25 protein-coding genes and 2 tRNA genes are annotated in these 22,712 nt (G+C 47.4%); 9 read left to right on the forward strand and 18 right to left on the reverse strand.

Features of this window, described 5'->3' with window-relative positions:
* Positions 1-14: 14 nt before the first annotated feature.
* Positions 15-1,454: a methyl-accepting chemotaxis protein gene (locus ACI0FF_RS00345; RefSeq protein WP_419798185.1), complete on the reverse strand. Its 1,440-nt coding sequence runs from the start codon at positions 1,452-1,454 to the stop codon at positions 15-17.
* Between the two features lie 283 nt (positions 1,455-1,737).
* On the opposite strand from ACI0FF_RS00345, the gene lepA reads away from it, so the two are divergent.
* Positions 1,738-3,540, forward strand: coding sequence for a translation elongation factor 4 (lepA, locus tag ACI0FF_RS00350; RefSeq protein WP_419798186.1), 1,803 nt, complete (start codon positions 1,738-1,740; stop codon positions 3,538-3,540).
* Positions 3,541-3,607: 67 nt separating this feature from the next.
* Here lepA and ACI0FF_RS00355 read toward each other — a convergent pair whose 3' ends face one another.
* The 4 genes from ACI0FF_RS00355 to ACI0FF_RS00370 all read right to left on the reverse strand — a co-directional run bounded on the left by ACI0FF_RS00355 (position 3,608) and on the right by ACI0FF_RS00370 (position 5,959).
* Positions 3,608-3,856 carry a hypothetical protein gene (locus tag ACI0FF_RS00355; RefSeq protein WP_419798187.1) on the reverse strand — a complete coding sequence of 83 codons (249 nt, stop codon included), beginning with the start codon at positions 3,854-3,856 and terminating at the stop codon, positions 3,608-3,610.
* A 191-nt stretch (positions 3,857-4,047) separates the two neighbouring features.
* Positions 4,048-4,290 (reverse strand): hypothetical protein, encoded by a 243-nt coding sequence (locus ACI0FF_RS00360; RefSeq protein ID WP_419798188.1) that lies wholly within the window; start codon positions 4,288-4,290, stop codon positions 4,048-4,050.
* 130 nt (positions 4,291-4,420) lie between these two features.
* Positions 4,421-5,434, reverse strand: coding sequence for a class 1 fructose-bisphosphatase (locus ACI0FF_RS00365; RefSeq protein WP_419798189.1), 1,014 nt, complete (start codon positions 5,432-5,434; stop codon positions 4,421-4,423).
* An 87-nt stretch (positions 5,435-5,521) separates the two neighbouring features.
* Positions 5,522-5,959, reverse strand: a complete 438-nt coding sequence (locus ACI0FF_RS00370; protein ID WP_419798190.1) for a nucleoside deaminase — start codon at positions 5,957-5,959, stop codon at positions 5,522-5,524.
* Between the two features lie 44 nt (positions 5,960-6,003).
* On the opposite strand from ACI0FF_RS00370, the gene ACI0FF_RS00375 reads away from it, so the two are divergent.
* From ACI0FF_RS00375 to rsmD, 3 genes are read left to right on the forward strand one after another with little or no spacing between them, the layout of a single operon-like run.
* Entirely contained in the window at positions 6,004-6,723 is a 720-nt protein-coding gene (locus ACI0FF_RS00375; RefSeq protein WP_419798191.1) for a gamma-glutamyl-gamma-aminobutyrate hydrolase family protein, read from the forward strand.
* Positions 6,720-7,634: a pseudouridine synthase gene (locus ACI0FF_RS00380; RefSeq protein WP_419798192.1), complete on the forward strand. Its 915-nt coding sequence runs from the start codon at positions 6,720-6,722 to the stop codon at positions 7,632-7,634. Before ACI0FF_RS00375 ends, ACI0FF_RS00380 begins: the two co-directional genes overlap by 4 nt.
* Positions 7,615-8,175: a 16S rRNA (guanine(966)-N(2))-methyltransferase RsmD gene (rsmD, locus tag ACI0FF_RS00385; protein ID WP_419798193.1), complete on the forward strand. Its 561-nt coding sequence runs from the start codon at positions 7,615-7,617 to the stop codon at positions 8,173-8,175. The genes ACI0FF_RS00380 and rsmD overlap by 20 nt, the downstream gene beginning before the upstream one ends.
* Here the strand turns inward: rsmD and ACI0FF_RS00390 are convergent.
* The gene (locus ACI0FF_RS00390; protein WP_419798194.1) at positions 8,160-8,816 is read right to left on the reverse strand and encodes a pyrimidine 5'-nucleotidase; all 657 of its coding nucleotides are present in this window, start codon (positions 8,814-8,816) and stop codon (positions 8,160-8,162) included. The genes rsmD and ACI0FF_RS00390 overlap by 16 nt on opposite strands.
* Before the next feature lie 94 nt (positions 8,817-8,910).
* Here ACI0FF_RS00390 and ACI0FF_RS00395 point away from each other — a divergent pair, with 94 nt between their 5' ends.
* Positions 8,911-10,617, forward strand: coding sequence for an EAL domain-containing protein (locus ACI0FF_RS00395; RefSeq protein WP_419798195.1), 1,707 nt, complete (start codon positions 8,911-8,913; stop codon positions 10,615-10,617).
* Positions 10,618-10,870: 253 nt separating this feature from the next.
* Here the strand turns inward: ACI0FF_RS00395 and ACI0FF_RS00400 are convergent, their stop codons facing one another.
* The 3 genes from ACI0FF_RS00400 to ACI0FF_RS00410 all read right to left on the reverse strand — a co-directional run bounded on the left by ACI0FF_RS00400 (position 10,871) and on the right by ACI0FF_RS00410 (position 13,025).
* Positions 10,871-11,419, reverse strand: coding sequence for a NifU family protein (locus ACI0FF_RS00400; protein ID WP_419798196.1), 549 nt, complete (start codon positions 11,417-11,419; stop codon positions 10,871-10,873).
* A gap of 110 nt (positions 11,420-11,529) precedes the next feature.
* Complete coding sequence (locus tag ACI0FF_RS00405; protein ID WP_419798197.1) at positions 11,530-12,012, reverse strand: universal stress protein; 483 nt, start codon at positions 12,010-12,012, stop codon at positions 11,530-11,532.
* A gap of 26 nt (positions 12,013-12,038) precedes the next feature.
* Complete coding sequence (locus ACI0FF_RS00410; RefSeq protein WP_419798198.1) at positions 12,039-13,025, reverse strand: DUF2333 family protein; 987 nt, start codon at positions 13,023-13,025, stop codon at positions 12,039-12,041.
* Between the two features lie 146 nt (positions 13,026-13,171).
* Here ACI0FF_RS00410 and ACI0FF_RS00415 point away from each other — a divergent pair, with 146 nt between their 5' ends.
* On the forward strand, positions 13,172-15,703 hold the full coding sequence (locus ACI0FF_RS00415) for a sensor histidine kinase (protein ID WP_426857469.1): 2,532 nt from the start codon (positions 13,172-13,174) through the stop codon (positions 15,701-15,703).
* Between the two features lie 68 nt (positions 15,704-15,771).
* Here ACI0FF_RS00415 and ACI0FF_RS00420 read toward each other — a convergent pair whose 3' ends face one another.
* From ACI0FF_RS00420 to ACI0FF_RS00440, 5 genes are all read right to left on the reverse strand, one after another.
* A complete protein-coding gene (locus ACI0FF_RS00420) occupies positions 15,772-16,146 on the reverse strand; it encodes a gamma-butyrobetaine hydroxylase-like domain-containing protein (protein ID WP_419798199.1) in 375 nt (124 codons plus the stop codon).
* A complete protein-coding gene (locus ACI0FF_RS00425) occupies positions 16,146-16,334 on the reverse strand; it encodes a Trm112 family protein (RefSeq protein WP_419798200.1) in 189 nt (62 codons plus the stop codon). Before ACI0FF_RS00425 ends, ACI0FF_RS00420 begins: the two co-directional genes overlap by 1 nt.
* 20 nt (positions 16,335-16,354) lie before the next feature.
* A complete protein-coding gene (locus tag ACI0FF_RS00430) occupies positions 16,355-17,017 on the reverse strand; it encodes an LON peptidase substrate-binding domain-containing protein (RefSeq protein ID WP_419798201.1) in 663 nt (220 codons plus the stop codon).
* On the reverse strand, positions 17,017-17,907 hold the full coding sequence (locus tag ACI0FF_RS00435; RefSeq protein ID WP_419798202.1) for a tetratricopeptide repeat protein: 891 nt from the start codon (positions 17,905-17,907) through the stop codon (positions 17,017-17,019). Before ACI0FF_RS00435 ends, ACI0FF_RS00430 begins: the two co-directional genes overlap by 1 nt.
* A gap of 93 nt (positions 17,908-18,000) precedes the next feature.
* Entirely contained in the window at positions 18,001-18,489 is a 489-nt protein-coding gene (locus ACI0FF_RS00440; RefSeq protein WP_419798203.1) for a prolyl-tRNA synthetase associated domain-containing protein, read from the reverse strand.
* Positions 18,490-18,706: 217 nt separating this feature from the next.
* Between ACI0FF_RS00440 and ACI0FF_RS00445 the strand changes: the two genes are divergently transcribed.
* A tRNA-Gly gene (locus ACI0FF_RS00445) sits at positions 18,707-18,781 on the forward strand.
* 31 nt (positions 18,782-18,812) lie between these two features.
* Positions 18,813-18,887 (forward strand) — tRNA-Gly (locus ACI0FF_RS00450).
* A gap of 49 nt (positions 18,888-18,936) precedes the next feature.
* Here ACI0FF_RS00450 and ACI0FF_RS00455 read toward each other — a convergent pair.
* Entirely contained in the window at positions 18,937-20,097 is a 1,161-nt protein-coding gene (locus ACI0FF_RS00455) for a benzoate/H(+) symporter BenE family transporter (protein WP_419798204.1), read from the reverse strand.
* A 102-nt stretch (positions 20,098-20,199) separates the two neighbouring features.
* Here ACI0FF_RS00455 and ACI0FF_RS00460 point away from each other — a divergent pair, with 102 nt between their 5' ends.
* Positions 20,200-20,766 carry a helix-turn-helix domain-containing protein gene (locus ACI0FF_RS00460; protein WP_419798205.1) on the forward strand — a complete coding sequence of 189 codons (567 nt, stop codon included), beginning with the start codon at positions 20,200-20,202 and terminating at the stop codon, positions 20,764-20,766.
* Here the strand turns inward: ACI0FF_RS00460 and ACI0FF_RS00465 are convergent, their stop codons facing one another.
* The 3 genes from ACI0FF_RS00465 to ACI0FF_RS00475 all read right to left on the reverse strand — a co-directional run bounded on the left by ACI0FF_RS00465 (position 20,767) and on the right by ACI0FF_RS00475 (position 22,596).
* Entirely contained in the window at positions 20,767-21,567 is an 801-nt protein-coding gene (locus tag ACI0FF_RS00465) for an EAL domain-containing protein (protein ID WP_419798206.1), read from the reverse strand.
* Positions 21,568-21,577: 10 nt separating this feature from the next.
* On the reverse strand, positions 21,578-21,997 hold the full coding sequence (locus tag ACI0FF_RS00470; protein WP_419798207.1) for a hemerythrin domain-containing protein: 420 nt from the start codon (positions 21,995-21,997) through the stop codon (positions 21,578-21,580).
* 170 nt (positions 21,998-22,167) lie between these two features.
* Positions 22,168-22,596 (reverse strand): FKBP-type peptidyl-prolyl cis-trans isomerase, encoded by a 429-nt coding sequence (locus tag ACI0FF_RS00475; protein ID WP_419798208.1) that lies wholly within the window; start codon positions 22,594-22,596, stop codon positions 22,168-22,170.
* Between the last annotated feature and the right edge of the window lie 116 nt (positions 22,597-22,712).

A 22,712-nucleotide genomic window follows, 5' to 3' on the forward strand; every position in this document is an offset into this window, starting at 1 on the left:
GTTTGGTTCTGCAATTACAATTTATAGCCTGTGCGCAGGCCACCCCAATGTTTGCCTTTGACAAAGATCGGTGCGCTCACATCTTTCATCATCACATAATTGCCCCCACCCATATCCCGGCGATAGGCTTGCACAAGAAACGGTTTTTCATTTTCACCTGCTGCCAATCCAACACGGTCATTAAAGATCATGCGGTTGCGACAATTGGCTGTATTCCAATCAATTTCACCGGGGCGTTGAGTTTGCGAAAAGTTCATATTATGGACGGGCAGATAGCCATTTACATCCACACATGCCGAGAACACAATTTTATTGTCGGAGGCTTGAATCGGCTCTTGAATATCCGGAAAATACTTATCCAAAAATTTCAAACTTTGAATGGTATATTGTGGTGGATTGGTTCCTTCAATTTGACGGTATTCCCGATCAAACAAGGCCTCCATCTGCAATTCACCGCGATCTACCGCTTCTTCAAGTAATTGAGAGACTTTTTGTGCGCCATTCACCACTTGACTGATATAAAAAGAATCAACGGTTTCCACCCCAAGCTGGTTGGTTAACTGGATTAAATCAGCCCCAAAATCACGCAGTTTACTGACCCGTTCGTTACAACCGCTCAGATCCGTACGGTTTTCTTCTGCACGCAAACTCATTTCTTCAAGTTGCGTCACCACGCCATCTACATGAGCATCAATAGCAGAAGCGGCATGATTGATATTGGCCAACTCTCCATCCACTTTAGCAATTGCATTTCCAACTAAATTAATCGCGTCCCCGATATCTTTGGTCCCGGCCTGTGCTTGTGCGGCATTTTCCACACCCTGTGCGCTTTCACCCATTAAAAGCTCGACCTGTGATCCAAGCTCTTCCAATGTCTGGTCAATCTGTTCGGTTGCCTTGGCCGTTTGTTCAGCCAGATTTTTAACTTCACCCGCAACAACCGCAAACCCTTTGCCTGCATCACCGGCCCGTGCTGCTTCAATCGTTGCGTTTAAAGCCAATAAATTGGTTTGCGATGCGATTTTCTGAATGACACCGGACACATCGCGCACTTCTTCCAATGCACCATTCAACCCAATAAGACGATCTTCTACTTGGCGAACGAAATCGACCAGTGTCTGAATATTCCCAAGAGAGACTTCAACCTTTTGCCGGGATTGGGAAACATCGGCATTGGCCTGTTCTGCAACTTCCAACGACGTTTGGGTCGCGATTGCAATATCATTTTTCACTTGTGCCATTGCCGCAGAGGCATCGCGTACCAGATTAAAACTATCGGTCTGTTTATTAATTCGTGCCGTTATGTCTTCGATATTACCGGCAACATCTGCAATCTCGATGACAATATCGCCAGCATCAATGGCAATTTTTTGAATGACATCTTCGACTTGGATATCTGATGTCTTATTTTCACGCATGGTTGTTTGCGACTCTACCGCTGTTTCGTCGGTCACCTTCCATCTCCCTAGATTATATTTTCTTTATTTAGCTTATTTTATGTCACGAAAGATGCGCTATATGCAATATGATTGCAACACCAGAAAGCTGCACAGGGATGATCATCTCCCAAATATGTCATCATAAACCTGTTTCCTATGCCAACAAAACATAACCAGTTTATTGATTTCAAAGCCGATTTAGACAATTGTGGTTTAAACGCGTGATTTTGTTGCGTCAAAGGCAACAAAGCCTTATACCAAGCTCGAGTTTTTATCATTTTTTTGAAGCGATACATCCATGACCGACCTGTCTCATATTCGCAACTTTTCCATCATTGCCCATATCGATCACGGCAAATCCACGCTGGCGGATCGTCTCATCCATTTATGCGGCGGCCTGAGTGATCGGGAAATGCAGGAACAGGTACTCGATAGCATGGATATCGAACGCGAACGTGGCATCACCATCAAGTCACAAACCGTTCGCCTTGACTATACGGCAAAAGACGGCAAGACCTATCAGCTCAACCTGATGGACACCCCCGGTCACGTGGATTTCGCTTATGAAGTCAGCCGTTCCTTGGCAGCTTGCGAAGGATCCCTTCTGGTCGTTGACTCCACACAAGGGGTCGAAGCACAAACCTTGGCCAACGTCTATCAGGCGATTGAGAACAATCACGAAATTATTCCCGTTCTCAATAAAGCAGACCTGCCGGCTTCTGAACCGGAACGTATCCAGCAGCAGATTGAAGACGTGATCGGCATTGATGCCAGTGGTGCCGTTTTGGTCTCTGCCAAAACCGGGTTAAATTGTGACGAGGTTCTGGAATCCATCGTCACCACCCTTCCCGCGCCAGTTGGTGATCGGGACGCCCCTTTAAAAGCATTGATTGTTGATAGCTGGTACGACCCTTACCTCGGCGTGATGATCCTTGTCCGTATTGTGGATGGCACAATGAAACGCGGCATGAAGGTCACCTTCATGAACACGCAAACCGAACACCAAATTGATCAGGTCGGCTGTTTCCGTCCAAAAATGGAAAAGCTAGCTGAACTTGCACCCGGTGAAGTCGGTTATTTCACCGCTGCCATTAAATCCGTGGCGGACGCCGCCGTTGGGGATACAGTGACGGAAACTAAAAAACCGGCAAGCGTCGCCTTAGCAGGCTTCAAACCCTCCACCCCTGTGGTTTGGTGCGGACTTTTCCCGGTTGATGCAGCCGATTTTGAAGACTTGCGCGACGCACTTGGTAAGCTGCACCTCAATGATGCCTCTTTCCATTTCGAGCCGGAAAGTTCAGCCGCACTGGGTTTTGGTTTCCGTTGTGGTTTCCTGGGTCTTCTGCATCTTGAAATTATTCAGGAACGCCTGGAACGTGAATATAACCTTGATCTGATTACAACATCGCCGTCCGTGGTTTATAAACTGCATATGAACAGCGGCGATTTGCGCGAATTGCACAACCCTGCCGACATGCCGGACGTGACAAAAATCGACTTTATTGAAGAACCGTGGATCAAAGCCACCATCATGGTCCCGGACGAATATCTCGGCCCTGTTTTGCAATTGTGCACCGAACGGCGCGGTGAACAAATCGAACTCACTTACGTTGGCGCGCGCGCAATGGCGGTTTACCGCCTGCCGCTTAACGAAATCGTCTTTGATTTTTATGACCGATTGAAATCCTGCTCACGCGGGTACGCTAGTTTTGATTACGAAGTAGATGAATATCGTGAAAGCGATCTGGTGAAGGTTGCTATTTTGGTCAATGCCGAACCCGTTGACGCTTTGGCCTTTATCGCGCACCGGGGCCAGTCAGAATCACGCGCCCGTCAGGTTTGTTCGCGTTTAAAAGACCTAATCCCACGCCAATTGTTCAAAATTCCGATCCAAGGGGCGATCGGTGGTAAAGTCATTGCGCGCGAAACCATTTCCGCCATGCGCAAAGACGTGACAGCCAAATGTTACGGCGGGGATATCACACGTAAGAAAAAACTGCTGGAAAAACAAAAAGCCGGTAAGAAGAAAATGCGCCAATTCGGGAAAGTGGAAATCCCGCAAAGCGCCTTTATCGCTGCCCTTAAAATGGGTGATGATTAATCTTTCACCCTTCACGGCAAACACCCGCTTTCCTGATTTTGGAAAAGCGGGTGTTTTTTATACTTTATCAATCACGACGTGCTGGTTTATTCGCCATAACCGGTTTTTGCGTACGCGGCGGCAAGGCAGCACAGGGATGTCGTCCTCGCCGATCCTCTTCGCGCAGTTCTTCCAGGATATCGACAACATTTTTCCAGAACAATTCATCTTGCCCGGATCCAAGATTGGATGACACCTGCTGTAAAGAATAATCATATCCGTATTGTGCAAAAAAATGCGCAGCAACAACACGCGGCGAACGAGACTGATATTCCATAATCCGGCCCTCCCTATAGATTAAGAATACACATTTTTATTTATTATTACGTGTATAACTATACGGCAAAATCACGGTTTATTTGAGCACTTTTACACGTTGCGCAGCGCAGCATGCTCTAGCCCTATGAAAATAAATCACAAGCTACAGAATTTTCTCGCCCATCATGCACCGCACTAATAAGGGAGCTTTTAGTATTTCAATAAATTTGGCTGTCCGTTTGCTGCACGCTTATGAAGAGAACACGCCGATTCCAACGAATAAGCGCTGCTGAACATGTCCACTTGTTCCAGAACATCCAGCCAAAATTCCATATCCACTTTCTGTGGATTTAATTTCAGACGCATCGAAATAATTGATATTGCGTCGTGGTATCCGTATTCCCTCAAAAGATCTTTTGCAACTCCACCCGGCACCCTATCGCTTTGGGTCATTTTTTGCCTCAGAAAAGTCGACCTTTAATTCCTTAATTATATTTGAAATGATTATAAATTCAATAATTTAAGAAAAAAAAGACCCGGCTAATGCCGAGTCTCTCTTACCCTTATGTATAATAAGGGTTTTTTATGTTGCATCTGCTTCCTGATGATAGCCGACAATCCGTTCGACTTCTTTTTTCGACCCTAAAATAACCGGGACGCGTTGATGCAATTCAGATGGTTCAACCTCTAAAATACGTTGACGCCCCGTTGAGGATGCCCCGCCCGCCTGTTCAATAATAAACGACATGGGGTTGGCTTCATACATCAAGCGCAACTTGCCACCTTTATCACGGATTTTTTCATCAATCGGATACATAAAGACACCGCCCCGGCTGATAATACGGTGTACGTCCGCCACCATAGAAGCCACCCAGCGCATATTGAAATCTTTTTCACGCGGACCAGTGGAACCTGCCAGACATTCTTCGATATAACGACGCACAGGTTCTTCCCAATGGCGCATGTTAGACATGTTAATGGCAAATTCTTTGGTTTCTTCCGGCACCTTCATATCCGGGTGCGTCAGAAAAAATTCACCGACGTTACGATCCATTGTAAAGCCATGCACACCATTGCCCGTGGTCAGCACCAGCATGGTTGACGGGCCATAAACTGTATAACCCGCACAAACCTGCTCCGTTCCCGGTTGTAGGAAATCGGCCGCTGTCGGCTGATCAATACCGTCCGGGCAACGCAGGATCGAAAAAATAGACCCGACAGAAACATTAACATCAATATTGGAAGATCCATCCAACGGATCAAATAACAACAGGTAGCGACCGCGGTATTCCGCTGGAACCGTGACGATATCATCTTCTTCTTCCGAAGCCATGCCCGCCAGATGTCCACCGATTGTATTACAGAATTTAAAAAGCTCGTTGGACTGTACATCCAGTTTCTTCTGCACTTCGCCCTGTACGTTTTCCGTCCCCAATGAACCCAGTGCACCGGCCAGTTCCCCGTGATCCACCAAATCAGAGATGGTTTTACAGGCCGTCATGACGTCTGCCAGCAAAAGGGTCAGCACCCCTTCGCCTTGTCGGCGTCGCTGTTCTTCAATAAGAAAATGGGTCAAAGTGGTGCGATAGCCCGACATAACGTCCTCCCGATAAAAAATGTCTGTGGGCGAAATAACAAATTGCCGGGAATTAGGCAACTGTTCAATCCACTCAACAGGCATGCATTATGCACGTTTGTCCTGAAAAAACGATCTTAGAAGCAAACCACACTCATTTTCGCGCAAACCACTGTAAACTTCAGGGCGATGATGGCAGGTCGATTGATTATAAAATTGTGCCCCATGATCCACGCCACCGCCTTTGGGATCATAGGCCCCAAAATAAAGCCGCCGGATACGGGCAAACGAAATGGCTGTTGCACACATCGTACAAGGTTCCAACGTGACATAGAGGTCGCAATCCGGTAAACGGGGTGAACCTGTATAGCGAGCCGCAAGACGCAAAGCCACGATCTCAGCATGGGCTGTGGGATCGTTATCTTCTTCAGTTCGATTGCCCGCACGCGCCAAAACTTCACCGTTTCGGCTATCGACCACAACGGCACCGATGGGGACTTCCCCCCGTAAGGCGGCCTTTTCGGCCTCGATTATCGCTAAATCCATATAGTCCATAGACAGAACTATAATACCATGTTTATACAGAAGCTATGAAAACACCACTAATCGGCATTACTATGGACAGCGAAGCGGGTGGCGAAGGCGCTTATTCCAAGTTCGACTGGTATGCATTGCGTGAAAATTACTGTGGCGCAGTTGCCCAAAGCGGCGGACTGCCCATTCCCCTTCCCCACGAACCGGAATTGGCACAACACTATCTTGACCTCATCGACGGTTTGTTGATTACCGGCGGTGCCTTCGATGTCGACCCGTCCATGTACGGAGCACCCGACATTCATAAAACGGTCGTCACAAAAGGAAAACGCACACAATTTGAATGGGCCATGACCGAAGGGGCCTTAAAACGTGACATGCCGATTTTAGGGATCTGCGGAGGCCAACAATTGCTGCATGTGGTGATGGGCGGTAAATTGATCCAGCATATCCCGGATAGCTATAGCGATTGCCTTGCCCACGAGCAACCCAATCCGCGCAACGAAGCTGGTCACGCTGTACGTATTAAAGCCGGTACCTTATTGCATGATATCGTTGAAAAAGACGAAATGCATGTCAACAGCGCCCACCATCAGGCCGTTGCCGACAAACCCGAAGGCGTTATTATCAACGCCATTGCACCCGACACTGTTCTGGAAGGGATTGAAGCCCCGGAAAAACGGTTCTGTCTGGGCGTGCAGTGGCATCCTGAATTTCATATAGACGAAGGTGACAAAAAAATCTTCGACGCATTTATCGAGGCAGCACGCATATGAGCGACGACAAACTCACGTTAAAAGGCGACCGGATCGCCAAAGTTATGGCCCGCGCAGGCGTTTGTTCGCGCCGCGAAGCCGAACGTATGATCGCTGATGGTCGTGTCAGTGTTGACGGTCAGGTAATCGACAGTCCGGCCTTAAACGTTGATGCTACAAACATCATTACGGTGGACGGCAAAGCCTTGCCGGATAAACAACCACCGCGCCTGTGGCGCTATCACAAAGCGCGCGGCATTATTACCTCACATAACGACCCGGAAGGCCGACCAACCGTTTTTGAACAGCTCCCCAAAGGAACACCCCGCGTGATCTCTATCGGGCGGCTGGATTTCAATACCGAAGGCTTGCTTTTATTAACCAATGACGGGGAACTCGCACGTTATCTGGAAAAACCAGACAATGCCATGGTTCGACGCTATCGTGTGCGCGTACATGGGCGGGTCAATGAAGATGAACTCGCAGCCCTGAAAGAAGGCCCGGTCATTGATGGGATTCAATATGGCCCCGTCGATGCCATGCTCGATATCCAAAAAGGGGCGAACGCCTGGATCAATATTTCCATTCGCGAAGGTAAAAACCGCGAAGTCCGTAAAATCATGGAGTCTTTAGGGCTTGATGTATCCCGCCTGATCCGCACTGATTATGGACCCGTACAGTTAGGGAAGCTACCGCGCGGTGAAATGGAAGAAATCCCGCGCAAAGCACTCAGCGAATGGTTTGCAGGCAAAGTACCGGGTATTGGCAAATCCGGTGGTGAAAAGAAGGAAGGTTTTGCACAAGCCAAACCGAAGCCAGCCTTTAAAGGCCCACGTAAGGGTCCGCAAAAAGATCAGAACGACAAAAAGACAAAAGGCCACAGCAAAGGCCCCAACAAAGGAAAGAAACCAAATGCGGATCGTCGGCGGTAAATTTAAGGGTCGCAAACTCAGTGCCCCGGAAGGATTGGACACACGCCCGACTTCGGACCGGGCGCGTGAGTCCATCTTTAACATTTTAGAACACCAAACATGGGGACGCCGGGCTTTACGCGGGGGACGTGTTCTTGATGTTTTTTGCGGCACAGGCGCCTTGGGATTAGAAGCTTTTTCACGCGGGGCTGCGCATATTACCTTCATGGATCATGCCGAAGCCGCCATGAAATGTTTGCGCACCAATGCCAAAGACATGGGCAGCCGTCACGAGATCAACGCCATGCGTGTTGACGCGACAAGCCCACAAGCCGCACCTGAGCCTTGCACCTTGGTTTTTATGGATGCGCCCTATAAATCAGGTCTCAATGAAACCGCCCTTAAGGCCTTAATTGCCAAAGGATGGATCACAACCGGCACCTTGTGCGTGGTCGAAACATCCAAAAAAGAAAACTGGCAACCCCCTGCTGGATTTGAACAAAACGATGTGCGCAAATACGGTGCAGCCCAAGTCTTTTTCCTGACTTATACGGCCCCCTGAAGCCAAGTCACCAAATCATCCGTTTCGTAATGGACGTAGGGTTCACCCACCCCGTCTTTGCCCCATTTGGTATCGGTCTTGATCCATAAACATTGCATACCAAGGGCCGCGGCCGGTTCCAGATTACGCGCAATATCTTCCACCATAATGGATGTCTGTGGATCAATTTGAAATTTTTCCACAAACAGATCATAGATTTCCGGGTTTGGTTTGGGTTGATAGCCTGCATCCACAATATCAAAGATACCGTCAAAATGTTGCGCGATTCCCAACCGGGCCAAAATCCGTTCGGCATGTCCGGTGGAGGCGTTGGTGAAAATATATTTCTTCCCGGACAACTCGCCCAAAACATCCGACAAAGCCGGTGAGGGCGGAACCATGTCCACATCAATATTATGAACGTAGTCCAAAAACGGTGCCGGATCCATATTGTGATGGGTCATCATACCACGCATGGTTGTTCCATATTCGCGGAAATAACTTTTTTGGATATGGTAAGCTTCGTCTTGATCAATCTTCAGAAACTGCGCCACATATTCACGCATTTTCACATCCACTTGCGCAAAAACATTGGCAGAGGCCGGATAGAGCGTATTATCCAAATCAAAGACCCAAGCTGAAATTTTATCATTCATAATCATATATTAATTTCTGGTTATTTTTCTTCTGACAAACAGTTTCCTTTCATATACCATGCCGTAAAAGATAAGTGCAAAAAATAAAGGTCTACTCCAAATGAGTAACGAGACATCATTAAAACAAGAGCGCGATCGGTTCGTCGCTTTCACCTTTTGTTGGAGTGATATCGTTCTGGAATTAGACCACGATTTTAACATCGTCTTTACAGGCGGGGCCATCTCCGCAATTACCGGTAAAAGTGAAGAAGACCTCATCGGGAAACCGATTACCGATATCATCGCACCAGATGATCATATTCTCTTTCTTCAAGTCGCGTCTGCCACCGATGAAGCCAATCGTATTGAATCCATTAGCATTCGCCTGCAAGGCCGCAGCCGACCAACCCCGCCGATCCAGATGATGGGATACCGGATCAAAGATCTAAGAAACCATCTGTTCATCGGCTTACGTCTGGGCGATAAGTTCGGCAAAACCAGTGACCTGAAAAAAGACGGTGCGAGTGGTCTCTACGATGAAAAATCATTCCTGAAAGCCGCACAGGCCACTATTCAGAAAAATACAGCAAAAGGCGAACATGTCGAATTGACCATGCTGGATATGGATCAATTACAAGCCCTTGCCAATAGCTTGGGCAACGAAGATGCCAACCACCTAATGAATTCCGTCGGCAGTTACTTGCGATCCAATTCACTGGGCAGTGACAGTGCAGGACGCATCGGTGACAACCAGTTCGGTCTGGTCCATTCCGGTGATTTAAAAGTCGATGAGTTACAAAATAAACTTTCCGAAATGGCTGCAAATGCCAGTGGCAGCGATGTTAAACTGGATATCAAGGCCGCCACACTTGAAGTAGATGGACAGAATATTTCCGAGGAAGACCTCGCCAACGGCTTAGCCTATACCATCAATCGTTTCAAGAACGCCCGGGGTAAAGATTTCTCCATGGAAACCTTGACCCGCAATATGAGCGACTTGGTCAACGAGGCCCACGAAAAAATTGCAACGTTTAAGCATGTGGTTGCCGAACGAGAATTTTTTATCGCTTTCCAGCCCATTATTGGAACCCGCAGCGGGAAAATTCATCATTACGAATGTTTGGCACGTTTTCGCGGGGATCAAGCAGGGAAATCCCCTTACGAATATATTATTTTTGCAGAAGAAACCGGCCTGATCCCCGAATTCGATTATGTGATGGCCCAAGCAGCCCTGCAATGGCTCGGTCAACAACCAAAGGGGAAAGAATATTCTCTCGCCGTCAACGTGTCCGGTTATTCGGTTGGGGATCGTGGCTATATTAAAAACCTGATGACCTTGCTGAAAAATAATGCATGGGCACGCGGTAACCTGATGTTTGAGATCACCGAAAGTTCCCGCCTTGAAAACTTGCAGGAAGCCAACCTCTTTATCCAAAACTTGCGTAAAATGGGCTATAAAGTCTGTCTTGACGATTTTGGAGCCGGGGCGGCAAGTTTCCAATATCTTTCCACCTTGGATGTCGATATTGTCAAACTGGATGGGTCTGCCATTCGTAACGCGCGCCAAGCTCCGAAAGGACGATCTTTCCTCATTGCACTTGGCAATCTCTGTCGTGATCTAAAAGTCGAAACCATTGCTGAAATGATTGACGATGCCGAAGGCCTCACCTTCGTGCGCGAGTGCGGAATCTCTCATGTTCAAGGCTACCTGTTTGGCAAACCATCGCCCAACATCAAAGACTTTGACCCGCTGCCACAGTTGGAACTTTTTAACAAAAAAGCCATGTCCAATAATGCGGCCACCATGTCGGTGATGACTCGGATTTAACCTTCCATAAAAAAAGGTGCCTGAAACATTACAGGCACCTCAGACTGCTGACAAAGTGTTTTTCGTAAATAATTGACCAAAACCGTCATCCCGCACTTGATGCGGGATCCATTTAAAATCAACGGGTTAAATATCGCTCATTGGATGAAGATGGATCCCCGATCGGGGTCGGGGATGACAGCTTAGGGCTTTGTCAATAACCTGAGGTGCCTGAAACACCTCAGACACCTTTTTTTAAAAATCTATATTTGACTTATACGGCTTCGCGAACTTCCAATACTTCCGGGACATAATAACGCAGCATGTTTTCAATGCCGTGTTTCAATGTCGCACTGGAACTGGGACAGCCTGAACAAGCGCCCATCATCGTCAAGTAAACAATACCTTCTTCGAATTTATGAAAAATGATATCGCCACCGTCTTGTGCAACAGCCGGGCGAACACGTGTTTCGAGCAATTCTTTAATCTGTGTGACAATCTCATCATCATCACCCGTTTGTTCTGCCGTATTGTCACCATCTTGTACAATCGCTTCACCGGAGCTGAAATGATTCATCAACGCTTCCAAAATCATCGGCTTTAACACTTGCCAGTCTTTGTCTTCCTGCTTGGTTACTGTAATGAAGTCAGACCCCAAAAAGATGCTGTCCACACCATCAACACCGAAAAGACGCTGTGCCAACGGCGAACGGGCTGCGGCATCCTTGTCATTAAAATTTGCTGTGCCTTGCGCCATAACTGTTTGTTCAGGAATGAATTTTAACGTTGATGGGTTCGGCGTGGCTTCGGTTTGAATGAACATGGTGAAAATACCTTTCCAGTAGATACATTTTTCTTGTCCCTTAAATGGTCCGATTTTGCCAAAAGGTCAAGAGTTAAAAACCCAGTAATTTTGTCGGATATTATATTTGATCAGGTAATTCGGTCAATATCTTCATCAGAAAGTGTTCCCGGAACCACCGTAATCGGGACAGGCAACCCACCAACCATATCCCCTGTCAGCGATGAAACCAGCGGTCCCGGCCCATCCGCAGAATCAGCAGCAGCCAAAACCAGCAATGAAATACTGGGTTCTTCTTTTAACAGTTTCATCAATTCGGTCTGACGTTCACCTTCGCGAATATAAACAACCGGCATTTCACCGGTTAATTCCTGCACAATCTTTGAGAACCCGCCGATCGCGCCTTCGGCTGCCTCGCGGGCTTCTTCAGCCATTAAGGTACCAACAAACATCCAATGTTGAAATTCCGTTGGTTCAATCACGTATAACAACGCGACCCGTCCGCCGGAATGTTCCGCCCTTTTTGCTGCGAATCTCAGGGCCACGTGGACCTCTTCGCTGTTATCAACAACGACTAAAAAGACCCGTTCGCGTATTTCTCTACTTTCTACCATGATCGTATGGTGCCCTGCTTTTACGCTTACTTCAACAAGATATTCGCAACCTCTTTTAATTGAGTACGGGCACGCAATAGGTAAAAGCCTTGTGATGTCAGGTGGCTGGGGCGCCAAAAGCTATCCGGGTCGCCATTAATAACGACAAGAGGCTGAGCACTGGCTGCAATTTTCAAAGACTGTAACATCTGATCCCATGCCTTTATCACATCCTTTTCACCTATGACATCTTTGAAGTCTGTACGCATAGCTTCCAGCAACAGGTAATAGGCATAAAGCCGTCCCTTATTGCGATAATAAATATCGTCTGCATGAAAATCGATGATAGAGCCGGAATTCTCCAGAATATAGGTATCAATCACGGCGGACCCGGACCCCAAGTCGGCCGCGATCCGTTCCAGCGTCGTTTGCAAATTATCCGCCCGCGTATCAAACGTAGCTTCGCCCCGCGCCAATCGATCATTATAGGAAATCAAGCTGCGTCTTGCCGCCCGATATTGTGAATCAGATGGTGCCGTCGGAGCCAATGAGACACTGAAATCCCACACCCAAACATCCCCGGCATATTTCAACAGACCAGCCGCTTTATCCAAGTCGCTATCCACTTCAGATGATCCCCGTGTCCGTCCGATCTGGTCGCTCATTTCAATGGCAAAACGTGACAAGGCATAAACAATCCCTTGCTGAAAATTCGGCATATTGTCCAAAGCCGCCCCTGGCAAGAACCAAGGATCATTCGCCACCCACGGATGAATGTCGGTTTCACGTTGGATCAATCGTGCCGCAATCGCCACACTGCGGCTTTGTCCCGGTTGCACATCCACATCCAACGGGATTTGATCATCTATTTTATGAACGACCATCATCCCTACCGGGTAATAGAGCAAGGCAAACACAAGCAGAAGAGACAACACGCGCAATCCAAGCTTCATCTTATTCGTAGCCCCCGCACCTTGTGAAAAGGAGAAAATAGCAAACTTCTGGCGTAACCAGAGTGGTAAACGATCAATCATATGTCTCTTCCAATATTTCCCGGCTTTTATATTACATAGTCTTACAGGTTAATTATGTGCAAGGGGGAAGATTTCCTATATAATGACAACAAAACTAAAAATAGAGTAAAAATAAACGCCCTATCCTTTTATGGTCGAGAATGCAGATGTCACTGGGAATCCGTGGAAAACTTATTTCCATCTTTTTAATTATTAAAATCATCCCCTTAGTCCTCCTTGGCAGTGTCGCATGGGAAGCGATTCAGTCTTTTGGAAAATCTGCGATTGAGCAAAGCCAATCCATTAGTGCAGAAATGCGTAAAACGGTGGAAGGCGCCGGTGAACTTGCCGTTGCCGATACCGTACGTGCTCTTGATATCAAAGCACGCGAAGCCATCGAACGCTTGACCACAGATACAGCCCTGAATGTGGCCCGTTTTCTATATGATAGGGACAGTGAAGTTCTTTTTGCCGCAAACCTAAGCCCAGATGAAAGCACTTATCGTGAGTTTCTCAACAACCGCACACGATATCTGACCACACATGAGCCTTGGATACTAGACCCTGAGACAGATAGCTGGCGCCCGGCAACCCCCGACAATAATGAAAAAGCGACCCGTACAGCCAAGATTAAAAAGAACGCGAAGGATTTTCACTCTCGCACCTCCAATGGCCCGCGCTGGACACAACGCACACCTCTTTATCTTGAAATGACCTTTATCGGTTTGGATGGTCAGGAAATTGTCAAAGTCACAAACGGTGATTTCCTGAATACAAACAAAACAAATGTGTCCAACCGCCAAAACACATTTTTAAAAGCAGAAACATACTTTAACAAGCTGACAGAACTAAAAGCAGGTGACATATACGTTTCCGACGTAATCGGTGCTTATGTTCCGTCCAAAGTCATCGGCCCCTATACCAAAGCCAGCACAAAAAAAGCCGGCATTCCATTTGAGCCGGAAACATCGGCTTACGCTGGCAAGGAAAATCCACTGGGTAAACGGTTTCGCGCAATTGTACGCTGGGTAACCCCTGTTATGCGCGATGGCCGCAAGGTCGGGTATGTCAGCCTAGCTCTTGATCATGCGCATATTATGGAATTTACCGACCATATCGTGCCAACGGAAGAACGCTATAGCGATATCTCAGATGCATCCAGCGGTAACTATGCCTTCATGTGGGATCATAAAGGACGCAATATTTCCCACCCCCGTGATTATTTTATTGTGGGATATGACCCGGAAACCGGCGAACAGACTGTCCCGTGGCTCTCTCAAGATTTGTATAACGACTGGCAAGCCAGCGGAAAATCATTTGCAGACTTCAAAAAAGCAGCCCCTCAGTTTTATAAACCAGGAGAAAGCCGTCCTTCCCTTGATCTTATCAAGCAAGGTAAGATCAGTCTGGATTGCCGTTACCTAAATTTCGCCCCACAATGTGCCGGTTGGTGGAATTTAACGGAAGAAGGCGGTTCCGGCTCTTTTGTTATTTTCTGGAGCAAGCTTTGGAAACTCACCACTGCCGCCGCAATACCCTATTACACGGGACAATACGGCGACACAAAACGCGGCTTTGGGTTCGTCACAATCGGGGCAAACGTGGATGAATTCCACCGTGCTGCCAACGAAACAAAAGCCTCCCTTGATAAACTGATTGATGCGCAGGACACCAAAACACGCGTACAGGAAAAACGACTGCTGGACCATTTGCGCGACTCGATTGCGCAGACAGCAACTGAACTGACTGTATATACTGCAATTATGGTCATCATCGTAATTATTATCGCCATTTGGATGGCGAGTGTCTTAAGTGCGCGCATTACAAAACTAATTGGATCATTGCGTAAAATCCAAGACGGTAATCTCAGTGTGCGGGCAACAGTTGACAGTCGCGATGAGATGGGAGAACTCGCAAACTCCGTCAATAATATGACGGAAAGCCTGCAAGAATTACTTGAAGAAAACAAACTGGCTTTGGAACGTGCAGAAATGTCCAATAAAGCCAAGTCCGATTTCCTCGCCAATATGAGCCACGAGTTGCGCACTCCGTTGAATGCGATTATCGGTTTTTCCGATGTGATGAAAAATGAAATGTATGGCCCAATTCAACCGGTCACTTACGCCCATTATGCCGATGACATCCATAATTCCGGTCAGCATCTTCTAACGTTAATCAACGATGTATTGGATGTCGCCCGGATCGGATCTGGTGAATTTGATATCAATGAAGCTGAGTTTGACCTACCGCAGACCCTTGAAGACTCGCTACGTATGCTTCATCCGATTATCGAACAAAAAAGCTTAAAAATAAATTTTGATAATACTCGTCTACCTCTTATTTACGGTGATGAACGTCGGATCAAACAAGTTCTTTTAAATGTTTTGAGCAATGCGGCTAAATTCACCCATGAATCCGGACAAATTTCTATTTCAAGCGCCATAAATAATCTTGGTGACATTGAAATTCGCATAAAAGATAGCGGAATTGGCATGAACCAAGAAGAAATAAAGATCGCCTTGACACCTTTTGCTCAAGTTCAATCTTCCTTAGCCCGTCAATACGAAGGCACAGGTCTTGGCCTGCCGCTGGCCCATAATCTGCTTGAAATGCATAACGGCACATTGAATATTGAAAGTGAACCCGGTATCGGAACAGAAGTCATCATCACCTTACCCAAGGACCGTATCCGTACATAAAAAAGCCACCTGACTTAAACTGAGCCAAGTGGCTTTATTCTCTTAATCTCAAAAAAACGGCTTTGGTATTATGGGTCGCGGCTGAGACCTGCCGCCTCAAGGTTGGTGACATAATTGTCCCAAACCTCGTTCATATTCTCGCCCAACTCGTATAGATAACTCCATGTATAAATGCCGCTATCGTGTAAATCATCAAAGGTCAGTTTGACGGCGTAATTGCCGACAGGTTCCGCACCGATAATGCCGACATGACGGCGACCGGGGATAATCTTTTTTTCTGCCGGGCTATGGCCTTGTACTTCGGCAGACGGGCTTTCCACGCGCAAAAGCTCGGCAGGTAATTCAAAAGACTCCCCATTGGCAAATGATACGACCAAGAGCTTTTCTTCCTTGCGGATGCGCAGTTCCGTTACCGCAGGTGTGCCGTTATCTTCGCTCGACATCAGGATGCCTCATCAAGCTGGCGGGCTTCTTCGGCCAACATAATCGGAATCCCTTCACGGATCGGAAACGCCAACTGGGCTTGGTCGCTGATCAGTTCCTGTGCATCTGCATCATAGCGCAACGGACCTTTGGTAATCGGACAGACCAGAACTTCCAACAATTTAGGATCAACAGCAGGATTCGACATTTTCTTTTACCTTTTATGAGTTAGGCATGACCAGACGACCCGTCCTCGTTGGACAAAGCCGCCATCGACATCATTGTAATGAGGGTTTCAGCACGTTCCGTCAAGCTTACAGCTTCCAACAGGGCCTGTTTTTCACGTGCTTCGAACGGTCCGAGCATCGACAAGGCATTGACCAGATCTTCATCCGGTGCCTGTTCCAGCGCATCCCAGTTAACATCCAGCATTTCCGTACCGCCGGCCCCGTCGCTAATATCCAGAAAATGGCGCAAGCCCATCAGCAATGCATCCCGATCCACAGGTGCCTGATTTTCCGATAAATCGATTCCATAAGGGGCATAGTCAGCCTTAGCACGACGATAACCGCGTTCAATATCCAGTTCTTCCACCACCTTAAAACGGCTAATCCCCGCAAGGGTTACCAGAAAACGGCTGTCTTCCAATTCCCGAAATTCAACAATACGCCCCATACAACCGACCGTATAAAGGTCGGTTGCATCCGGCACCGGATCGGGCACGTCATAACAAGGCTGGATCATGCCGATGGCCCGTCCCAGTCCCAGTGCATCTTCCACCATTGTCAAATAACGTGGCTCAAATATATTAAGCGGCAGCTGTCCACGCGGCAGCAACAAAGCACCATTGAGGGGGAAAAGCGGCAGGATTTCAGGTAAGATAGGACCCATTAGAACAACACTGTGGTTAGTTTTTTACGTATCTTAATAACCGTCGGATCGCTCAAGCCTACAGCCTCGAATATTTTTAACATCTGTAAACGCGCGGCATCCTCATTCCACGTACGATCTTTTCTGACGATTTCAAGAAGCTGCAACAAACCTTCTTCGGTCTGGCCTGCCCCATAAAGCGCCATCCCCAAATCAAAACGTGCCTGATGATCATTAGGATCTGCCGCCAATTTGGCTTCCAGTTCGCTGGTATCCACGTCCGCGGCACCGGCTAAATCAATCATCGCAATTGCCGAGGCGATATGTTCATTCTTTTTCAATTCATCGGGCAGATTGTCCGCAATTTGGCGGGCACTATCAACATTGCCCAGTGCCACATGGGTCCGCATCACACCGGCGCAAGCTTCCGGGTTGGAACGGTCATGCTCCAAAATCTGTACATACACTTCTTGCGCGTTTGCGGCTTCACCTGCATCCAGCAATTCCTTGGCATGAGCCAGTGCTTGTGCAATCGGTGAACCACCACCATCAATTTGTTTTTCAATGAATTTACGTAATTCACTTTCCGGCAAGGCCCCTTGGAAAGCATCCACCGGACGACCACCCTTAAAGCAAAAAACCGTCGGAACAGACTGCACACGCATTTGCATGGCAATGTCTTGGGCTTCCTGTGCGTTGACCTTTACCAGCTTGATCGCCCCGTTCATGGAACGCACAAGGCTTTCCAGCACCGGCTTCAGGGTTTCACACGGCTGACAGTCCGGTCCCCAGAAATCAACCAGCACCGGCACGTCCTGCGACGCCTCGACCACATCGGCCATAAAAGTTTCGGTCGTGGTATCTTTAATCAAATCATTCGCACCGATCGGTGCATTTGCATCAACAATCATGTTTATCACTCTGTTCGTTCGCTATCCAGCATAGGCCATGCCCGCAAGGAATACTATATCTGATAGGCTTTTAGCCTTTCAAAGACATATAAGTCAAAGGTCGACTTCCTGAAAGGGGTGCCCGCAATGTTCAATAAAACGTCGGAAGTCCTGCGTCTTTAGCGTTGTTGTCATTTCATTGTTCAAAGGATGATAATTTAGCAAATCATGCGCCATCATGTGCGAATCAAGAATCAAGGTTACACGTTTTTCTGGATCATTGATCAAAGCAAACGGCGTTACCGATCCGGGCTGTACACCCAAAACATCCATCAATAAATCTGGTTTAGCGAATGACAAATGTGCCGAACCGATTTTTTTCTTTAATTCTTTTAAATCGATTTGGGCGTTATGTCGGGCCACAACAAGCCACAATGCCTGTTTTTTATCTTTTAAAAATAGATTTTTGCAATGTGCGCCAGGTAAATCACTTCGCCACGCCTGACTTTGCGCCACTGTATTGAGTGCCTGATGATGATAGGTTTGGATTTCAATTTTCAAACTCTGTAAGCAATCAAACAAATCTTGAGGTGTTTTAGCCATCATTTCGTCCGTTATATTGAGCCTGCTTTTCCACATTTATTTTCAAAAGAATGAAAGCACCAGCATGACAATTTCTTCACAAGAATCAACATTCACAAAATTATTTCACTTTCTTGAATTTTTTAGCTTGCAATGTCCTCAGCTTTTAATATTATGCGCCCCGCTTCCGGCGGTACTGTTCGCAGTGCCAAACCCTCCGGAAATTTTGGAAGATTAAGCGGGCGTAGCTCAGGGGTAGAGCGAAACCTTGCCAAGGTTTAGGTCGAGAGTTCGAATCTCTTCGCCCGCTCCATCTTCTAAAAATAAGTAGCATAAGGTGTTATGCGGGCGTAGCTCAGGGGTAGAGCGAAACCTTGCCAAGGTTTAGGTCGAGAGTTCGAATCTCTTCGCCCGCTCCATCTTATAACTTTAAAAAAGCTGCCGATCTCTTTGATCAGGCGGCTTTTTTTATGCTCGCTTTTTTTCAATCACATGATGAGCCAGTAAGCCAACAACAAGGCCCCAAAACGGTGCTCCAATTGTTAGAAACTGTGCGCCTGACGCGGTAATCACAAAACACAAAATGGCAGAATCACGCGTTGAGGCTTCACCTAAAGACGCAGACAAGCTGTTGGCAATCGTCCCCAATAACGCCAATCCTGCAATCGTCGCAATCATCGGTGCGGGGAAGGCCGCAAACAGTCCGGCAACACTGACCCCGACAATACCAGCCAGTATATAAAAAAGACCTGCCCAAACTGCTGCCCAGTACCGGCGCGTTGGGTCTTTATCCACATCTTCACCCATGCACAAGGCTGCCGTTATTGCCGCCAGATTAAAGGCATATCCGCCAAAGGGCGCAAAGATTAATCCCATCCCCCCGGACCAACCGATTAAGGGGGATGCAGGAATGTGATAATTATGGGCGCGCAACACCGCCAATCCCGGCAAGTTTTGCGATGCCATCGTCACGATAAACAACGGTAATCCCACACCGATCCATGTACTGAGATCAAATGACGGCATGGTGAAAACAGGAATTGTCCATCGCACATCCAAATCAGATAAAATCACATCCTGCTGAAGAACGGCAACAATCACCCCAACCGCAAAGGTGAGTGGAATCGTATATCGGCTGGCCCGCCATTTCCCCAATAAATAGGTCGCGACCATTGCACCGACCAATAATTGTGACTGGGCAAAGGCCGGAAAAATCGACAAACCAAAGCGTAACAAGACACCCGCCAGCATAGCCGTTGCCAAACTGGTGGGGATGAAAGCCATCAGACGATCCACCCATCCGGTCATCCCACATAGGGTAATTAGAGCCGATGAAAACAAGAAAGCACCAACAGCATGAGACGGGTCCACACCGGGTAAACTGGTGATTAACAAGGCCGCACCGGGTGTAGACCAGGCAATCATCACCGGTGTTTTGTAATAGATCGATAGCCCGATCCCACTGATGCCCATCCCCAGCCCCAAGGCCCACATCCATGATCCGGCCTCTAGCGGCCCTGCCCCACCAGCACGCGCGGCTTCAAAAACAAGGGCGGCTGCACTGGTATAGCCGATTAAAACAGCAACAAAACCCGCCGTGATATGAGAGAACGAGAAAGGAAAGCGCATGATAAGGACTTTACAAAAATCAACAATGTACGTTATAACGTACGAGACTATATCATTTGTATGTTATAACGCACAAGCCCCAATTCAACGAGGCCCTTTTCCATGTTTGATCCCAAAGACCATCTTGCCACAACGCTGAAATTGACGCGTCAAACTCAAGGCTTGAGTCTGGATAAAACAGCAGAAAAAACCGGGGTCAGCAAAGCCATGCTTGGTCAGATCGAACGCGGCGAATCCAGCCCGACAGTCGCAACCTTATGGAAAATCGCAACCGGGCTTGGTGTCTCCCTCAGCACATTTATTGAACCTGTTCCTGAAACGAAAACCCAAACCATTATCCGCAGCGCCGATAACATTCGACAACATCCCGGTGAAGACGGGTTGATGATCGCGCCGCTTTTTCCTTTTGAACAGGCCTTTGGTTTTGAATTTCTCGAACTGACATTTTTACCCGGTTATGAACGTATATCAGAGGCACACGAACCCGGCGTTATGGAAATTGTCAGTATTATAACCGGGCAATTGGATATTTTAAGCGACGGACAATGGCATCACCTTAAACAGGGACAATCCATTCGTTTCGCCGGGGACCGTACACACGGATACCGCAACCCAACAAAGACAAAAGCCGTTGTTCATACCCTGATCCATTACCCGCATCGGACCTGATCACGCAGCTTTTCGGGGCATTTTCTTACAGAAGTCCGTATGACACAATTCGTGCGCAACTTCAGATGCAGGCATAGGGCGGGCAATGACATAGCCTTGAATTTCATCGGCACCAAACAATTCAGCCAATTCAAGCTGGTCCTGGTCTTCAACCCCTTCACAGACGACTTTCAAGCCAAGACTATGTCCCAAGGTAATAATGGCACGCAGCAAAATGCAGGCATCCAAATCCCCCGGTACATCATTGAAAAAGCTTTTGTCAATTTTGATGGTTCTCGCCTTAAATTTACGCAAGGCAAATAAAGCAGAATGCCCTGTACCAAAATCATCCACCGCAATATGAAACCCGGCTTCCACCAGTTTTTCCAAAACCTGCACACAATCCGCAGACAGAAACAATCCTTCCGTCACTTCCAGTTCGATATCGGATGTCTGCAAACCATATCGCACTAACAGGTCTTGTAATTCATTCAATAAAACAGGCCGACATTGAACCGGTGATAAATTGACCGATACGCAAATCGGTCGTCCTTGCGCTTTCCAGCTTGCGGCTTGGCGGCAGCTTTCTTCCAAAACCCAACGGCCCAAATTGACGATTGCACCGCTTTTTTCCAACGCCGGAATAAACAGGTCTGGCCCCACCACTCCATACTGTGGATCATGCCAGCGAACTAACGCTTCCACCGACGAAATGCACTGGCGATATAAATCAAAGCGTGGCTGATAAAGGAGAAAGAATTCCCCTTTATCAATCGCCGCCTGGACGCCGGATACATCAAAACAAAGTGATGCATGAGGCATATTCATCCCCTCACGCGTAACGGTCATAAAGAACGTAAAGTTCACCTTCTTCACGTTCTAGACGTTTTTCCAATAAGGAAATGATATTGTTGGTTTCCGTAATGAAATCAGCAGGATTTTTAGAGATCGCAAGCGGACCCGGCCATTTTTGACGATAGGCGTGAAAAAGATCACCCAGTCCACCCATTTCTTCCTGAAACTTCCGTGCGGTTGAACTGAGAGCTGCGTTGTCATTTGCAATGGCACGCGGATAAAACGCGCGATCTTCCAAGGCAAGATGTGTGCTGAACTTGCCAAATAACTGGCGGATATGAACCGTGATATTTTCCGGTTGCTGCGTGACTGCATCTAAATCAAGTCCATGTTTAATATCTGATAAAATTACTCGGATTTGTGCATGGTGAGATCTGTAGTTTTCCGTTTTTTTCATTATACGTAACCTTTTAGTCTAATAGAGCATTGATAAAATCCCCTCTTTAATCCTGAGTAAAATAATCAGGTATTTATTTTTGTCAAGCACCCGAAAAGAAATTAAGGCAAAAAAAACGGCCATCTTTTCTAAAAAAGACAGCCATTTTATATTGTATGCTAGAGGCGCGTTTAGCCAAGGCCAACGAGCGTCACCGTCATATCAAGATTTTCACCCGCCAAGGGATGATTGGCATCGACACGGACAATCGTTTCCGTCACCTCGTGGATCATCGCCACGCTGATATTGCCATTCGGGTCCTGCATCTGCATGGACATGCCGGGTTCCAGCGCATCTTCACTTTCGATCTGATTGCGCGGTATTTCCATCATCAAATTCGGATCGGGCAGACCAAAAGCGTCTTCGGCACTTAAATGTTTTTTGTATGGTGTATCTGCATTTAATTCAGCCAACGCATCATCAATCGGTTTAAATCCTGTTTGCTGACCGATCACCATTTCAAGCGGCTCACCCGGAGGTGATGCGGGAACGACCGTTCCATCCTGCATGGTGAATGTAACTTCGATTTTGACTTTTTGGCCTTGCTCTAACTGTGCCATGAAGGGCTCCTGCTTTTTTCGTATAAAGACATTGGCGTCTTTAGATGAAGCCCGGAAGTATGATCCACGCCACAAAAATTAACCAACGCCCCAGCTTAGCGAAATGACATGGCAAC

This window comes from Terasakiella sp. 4MB5A (assembly GCF_050058155.1).
Taxonomy (GTDB): domain Bacteria; phylum Pseudomonadota; class Alphaproteobacteria; order Rhodospirillales; family Terasakiellaceae; genus Terasakiella; species Terasakiella halodenitrificans.

Coding starts and splice junctions, on each gene's coding strand:
- ACI0FF_RS00430 (WP_419798201.1), bottom strand. CDS start 17,017: ATGGGTCCTATCTTACCTGAAATCCTGCCGCTTTTCCCCCTCAATGGT.
- ACI0FF_RS00415 (WP_426857469.1), top strand. CDS start 13,172: ATGTCACTGGGAATCCGTGGAAAACTTATTTCCATCTTTTTAATTATT.
- ACI0FF_RS00470 (WP_419798207.1), bottom strand. CDS start 21,997: ATGAAAAAAACGGAAAACTACAGATCTCACCATGCACAAATCCGAGTA.
- ACI0FF_RS00390 (WP_419798194.1), bottom strand. CDS start 8,816: ATGATTATGAATGATAAAATTTCAGCTTGGGTCTTTGATTTGGATAAT.
- ACI0FF_RS00360 (WP_419798188.1), bottom strand. CDS start 4,290: ATGACCCAAAGCGATAGGGTGCCGGGTGGAGTTGCAAAAGATCTTTTG.
- lepA (WP_419798186.1), top strand. CDS start 1,738: ATGACCGACCTGTCTCATATTCGCAACTTTTCCATCATTGCCCATATC.
- ACI0FF_RS00460 (WP_419798205.1), top strand. CDS start 20,200: ATGTTTGATCCCAAAGACCATCTTGCCACAACGCTGAAATTGACGCGT.
- ACI0FF_RS00355 (WP_419798187.1), bottom strand. CDS start 3,856: ATGGAATATCAGTCTCGTTCGCCGCGTGTTGTTGCTGCGCATTTTTTT.
- ACI0FF_RS00465 (WP_419798206.1), bottom strand. CDS start 21,567: ATGCCTCATGCATCACTTTGTTTTGATGTATCCGGCGTCCAGGCGGCG.
- ACI0FF_RS00370 (WP_419798190.1), bottom strand. CDS start 5,959: ATGGATTTAGCGATAATCGAGGCCGAAAAGGCCGCCTTACGGGGGGAA.
- ACI0FF_RS00375 (WP_419798191.1), top strand. CDS start 6,004: ATGAAAACACCACTAATCGGCATTACTATGGACAGCGAAGCGGGTGGC.
- rsmD (WP_419798193.1), top strand. CDS start 7,615: ATGCGGATCGTCGGCGGTAAATTTAAGGGTCGCAAACTCAGTGCCCCG.
- ACI0FF_RS00435 (WP_419798202.1), bottom strand. CDS start 17,907: ATGATTGTTGATGCAAATGCACCGATCGGTGCGAATGATTTGATTAAA.
- ACI0FF_RS00440 (WP_419798203.1), bottom strand. CDS start 18,489: ATGGCTAAAACACCTCAAGATTTGTTTGATTGCTTACAGAGTTTGAAA.
- ACI0FF_RS00455 (WP_419798204.1), bottom strand. CDS start 20,097: ATGCGCTTTCCTTTCTCGTTCTCTCATATCACGGCGGGTTTTGTTGCT.
- ACI0FF_RS00365 (WP_419798189.1), bottom strand. CDS start 5,434: ATGTCGGGCTATCGCACCACTTTGACCCATTTTCTTATTGAAGAACAG.
- ACI0FF_RS00475 (WP_419798208.1), bottom strand. CDS start 22,596: ATGGCACAGTTAGAGCAAGGCCAAAAAGTCAAAATCGAAGTTACATTC.
- ACI0FF_RS00425 (WP_419798200.1), bottom strand. CDS start 16,334: ATGTCGAATCCTGCTGTTGATCCTAAATTGTTGGAAGTTCTGGTCTGT.
- ACI0FF_RS00420 (WP_419798199.1), bottom strand. CDS start 16,146: ATGTCGAGCGAAGATAACGGCACACCTGCGGTAACGGAACTGCGCATC.
- ACI0FF_RS00400 (WP_419798196.1), bottom strand. CDS start 11,419: ATGTTCATTCAAACCGAAGCCACGCCGAACCCATCAACGTTAAAATTC.
- ACI0FF_RS00410 (WP_419798198.1), bottom strand. CDS start 13,025: ATGATTGATCGTTTACCACTCTGGTTACGCCAGAAGTTTGCTATTTTC.
- ACI0FF_RS00395 (WP_419798195.1), top strand. CDS start 8,911: ATGAGTAACGAGACATCATTAAAACAAGAGCGCGATCGGTTCGTCGCT.
- ACI0FF_RS00380 (WP_419798192.1), top strand. CDS start 6,720: ATGAGCGACGACAAACTCACGTTAAAAGGCGACCGGATCGCCAAAGTT.
- ACI0FF_RS00405 (WP_419798197.1), bottom strand. CDS start 12,012: ATGGTAGAAAGTAGAGAAATACGCGAACGGGTCTTTTTAGTCGTTGTT.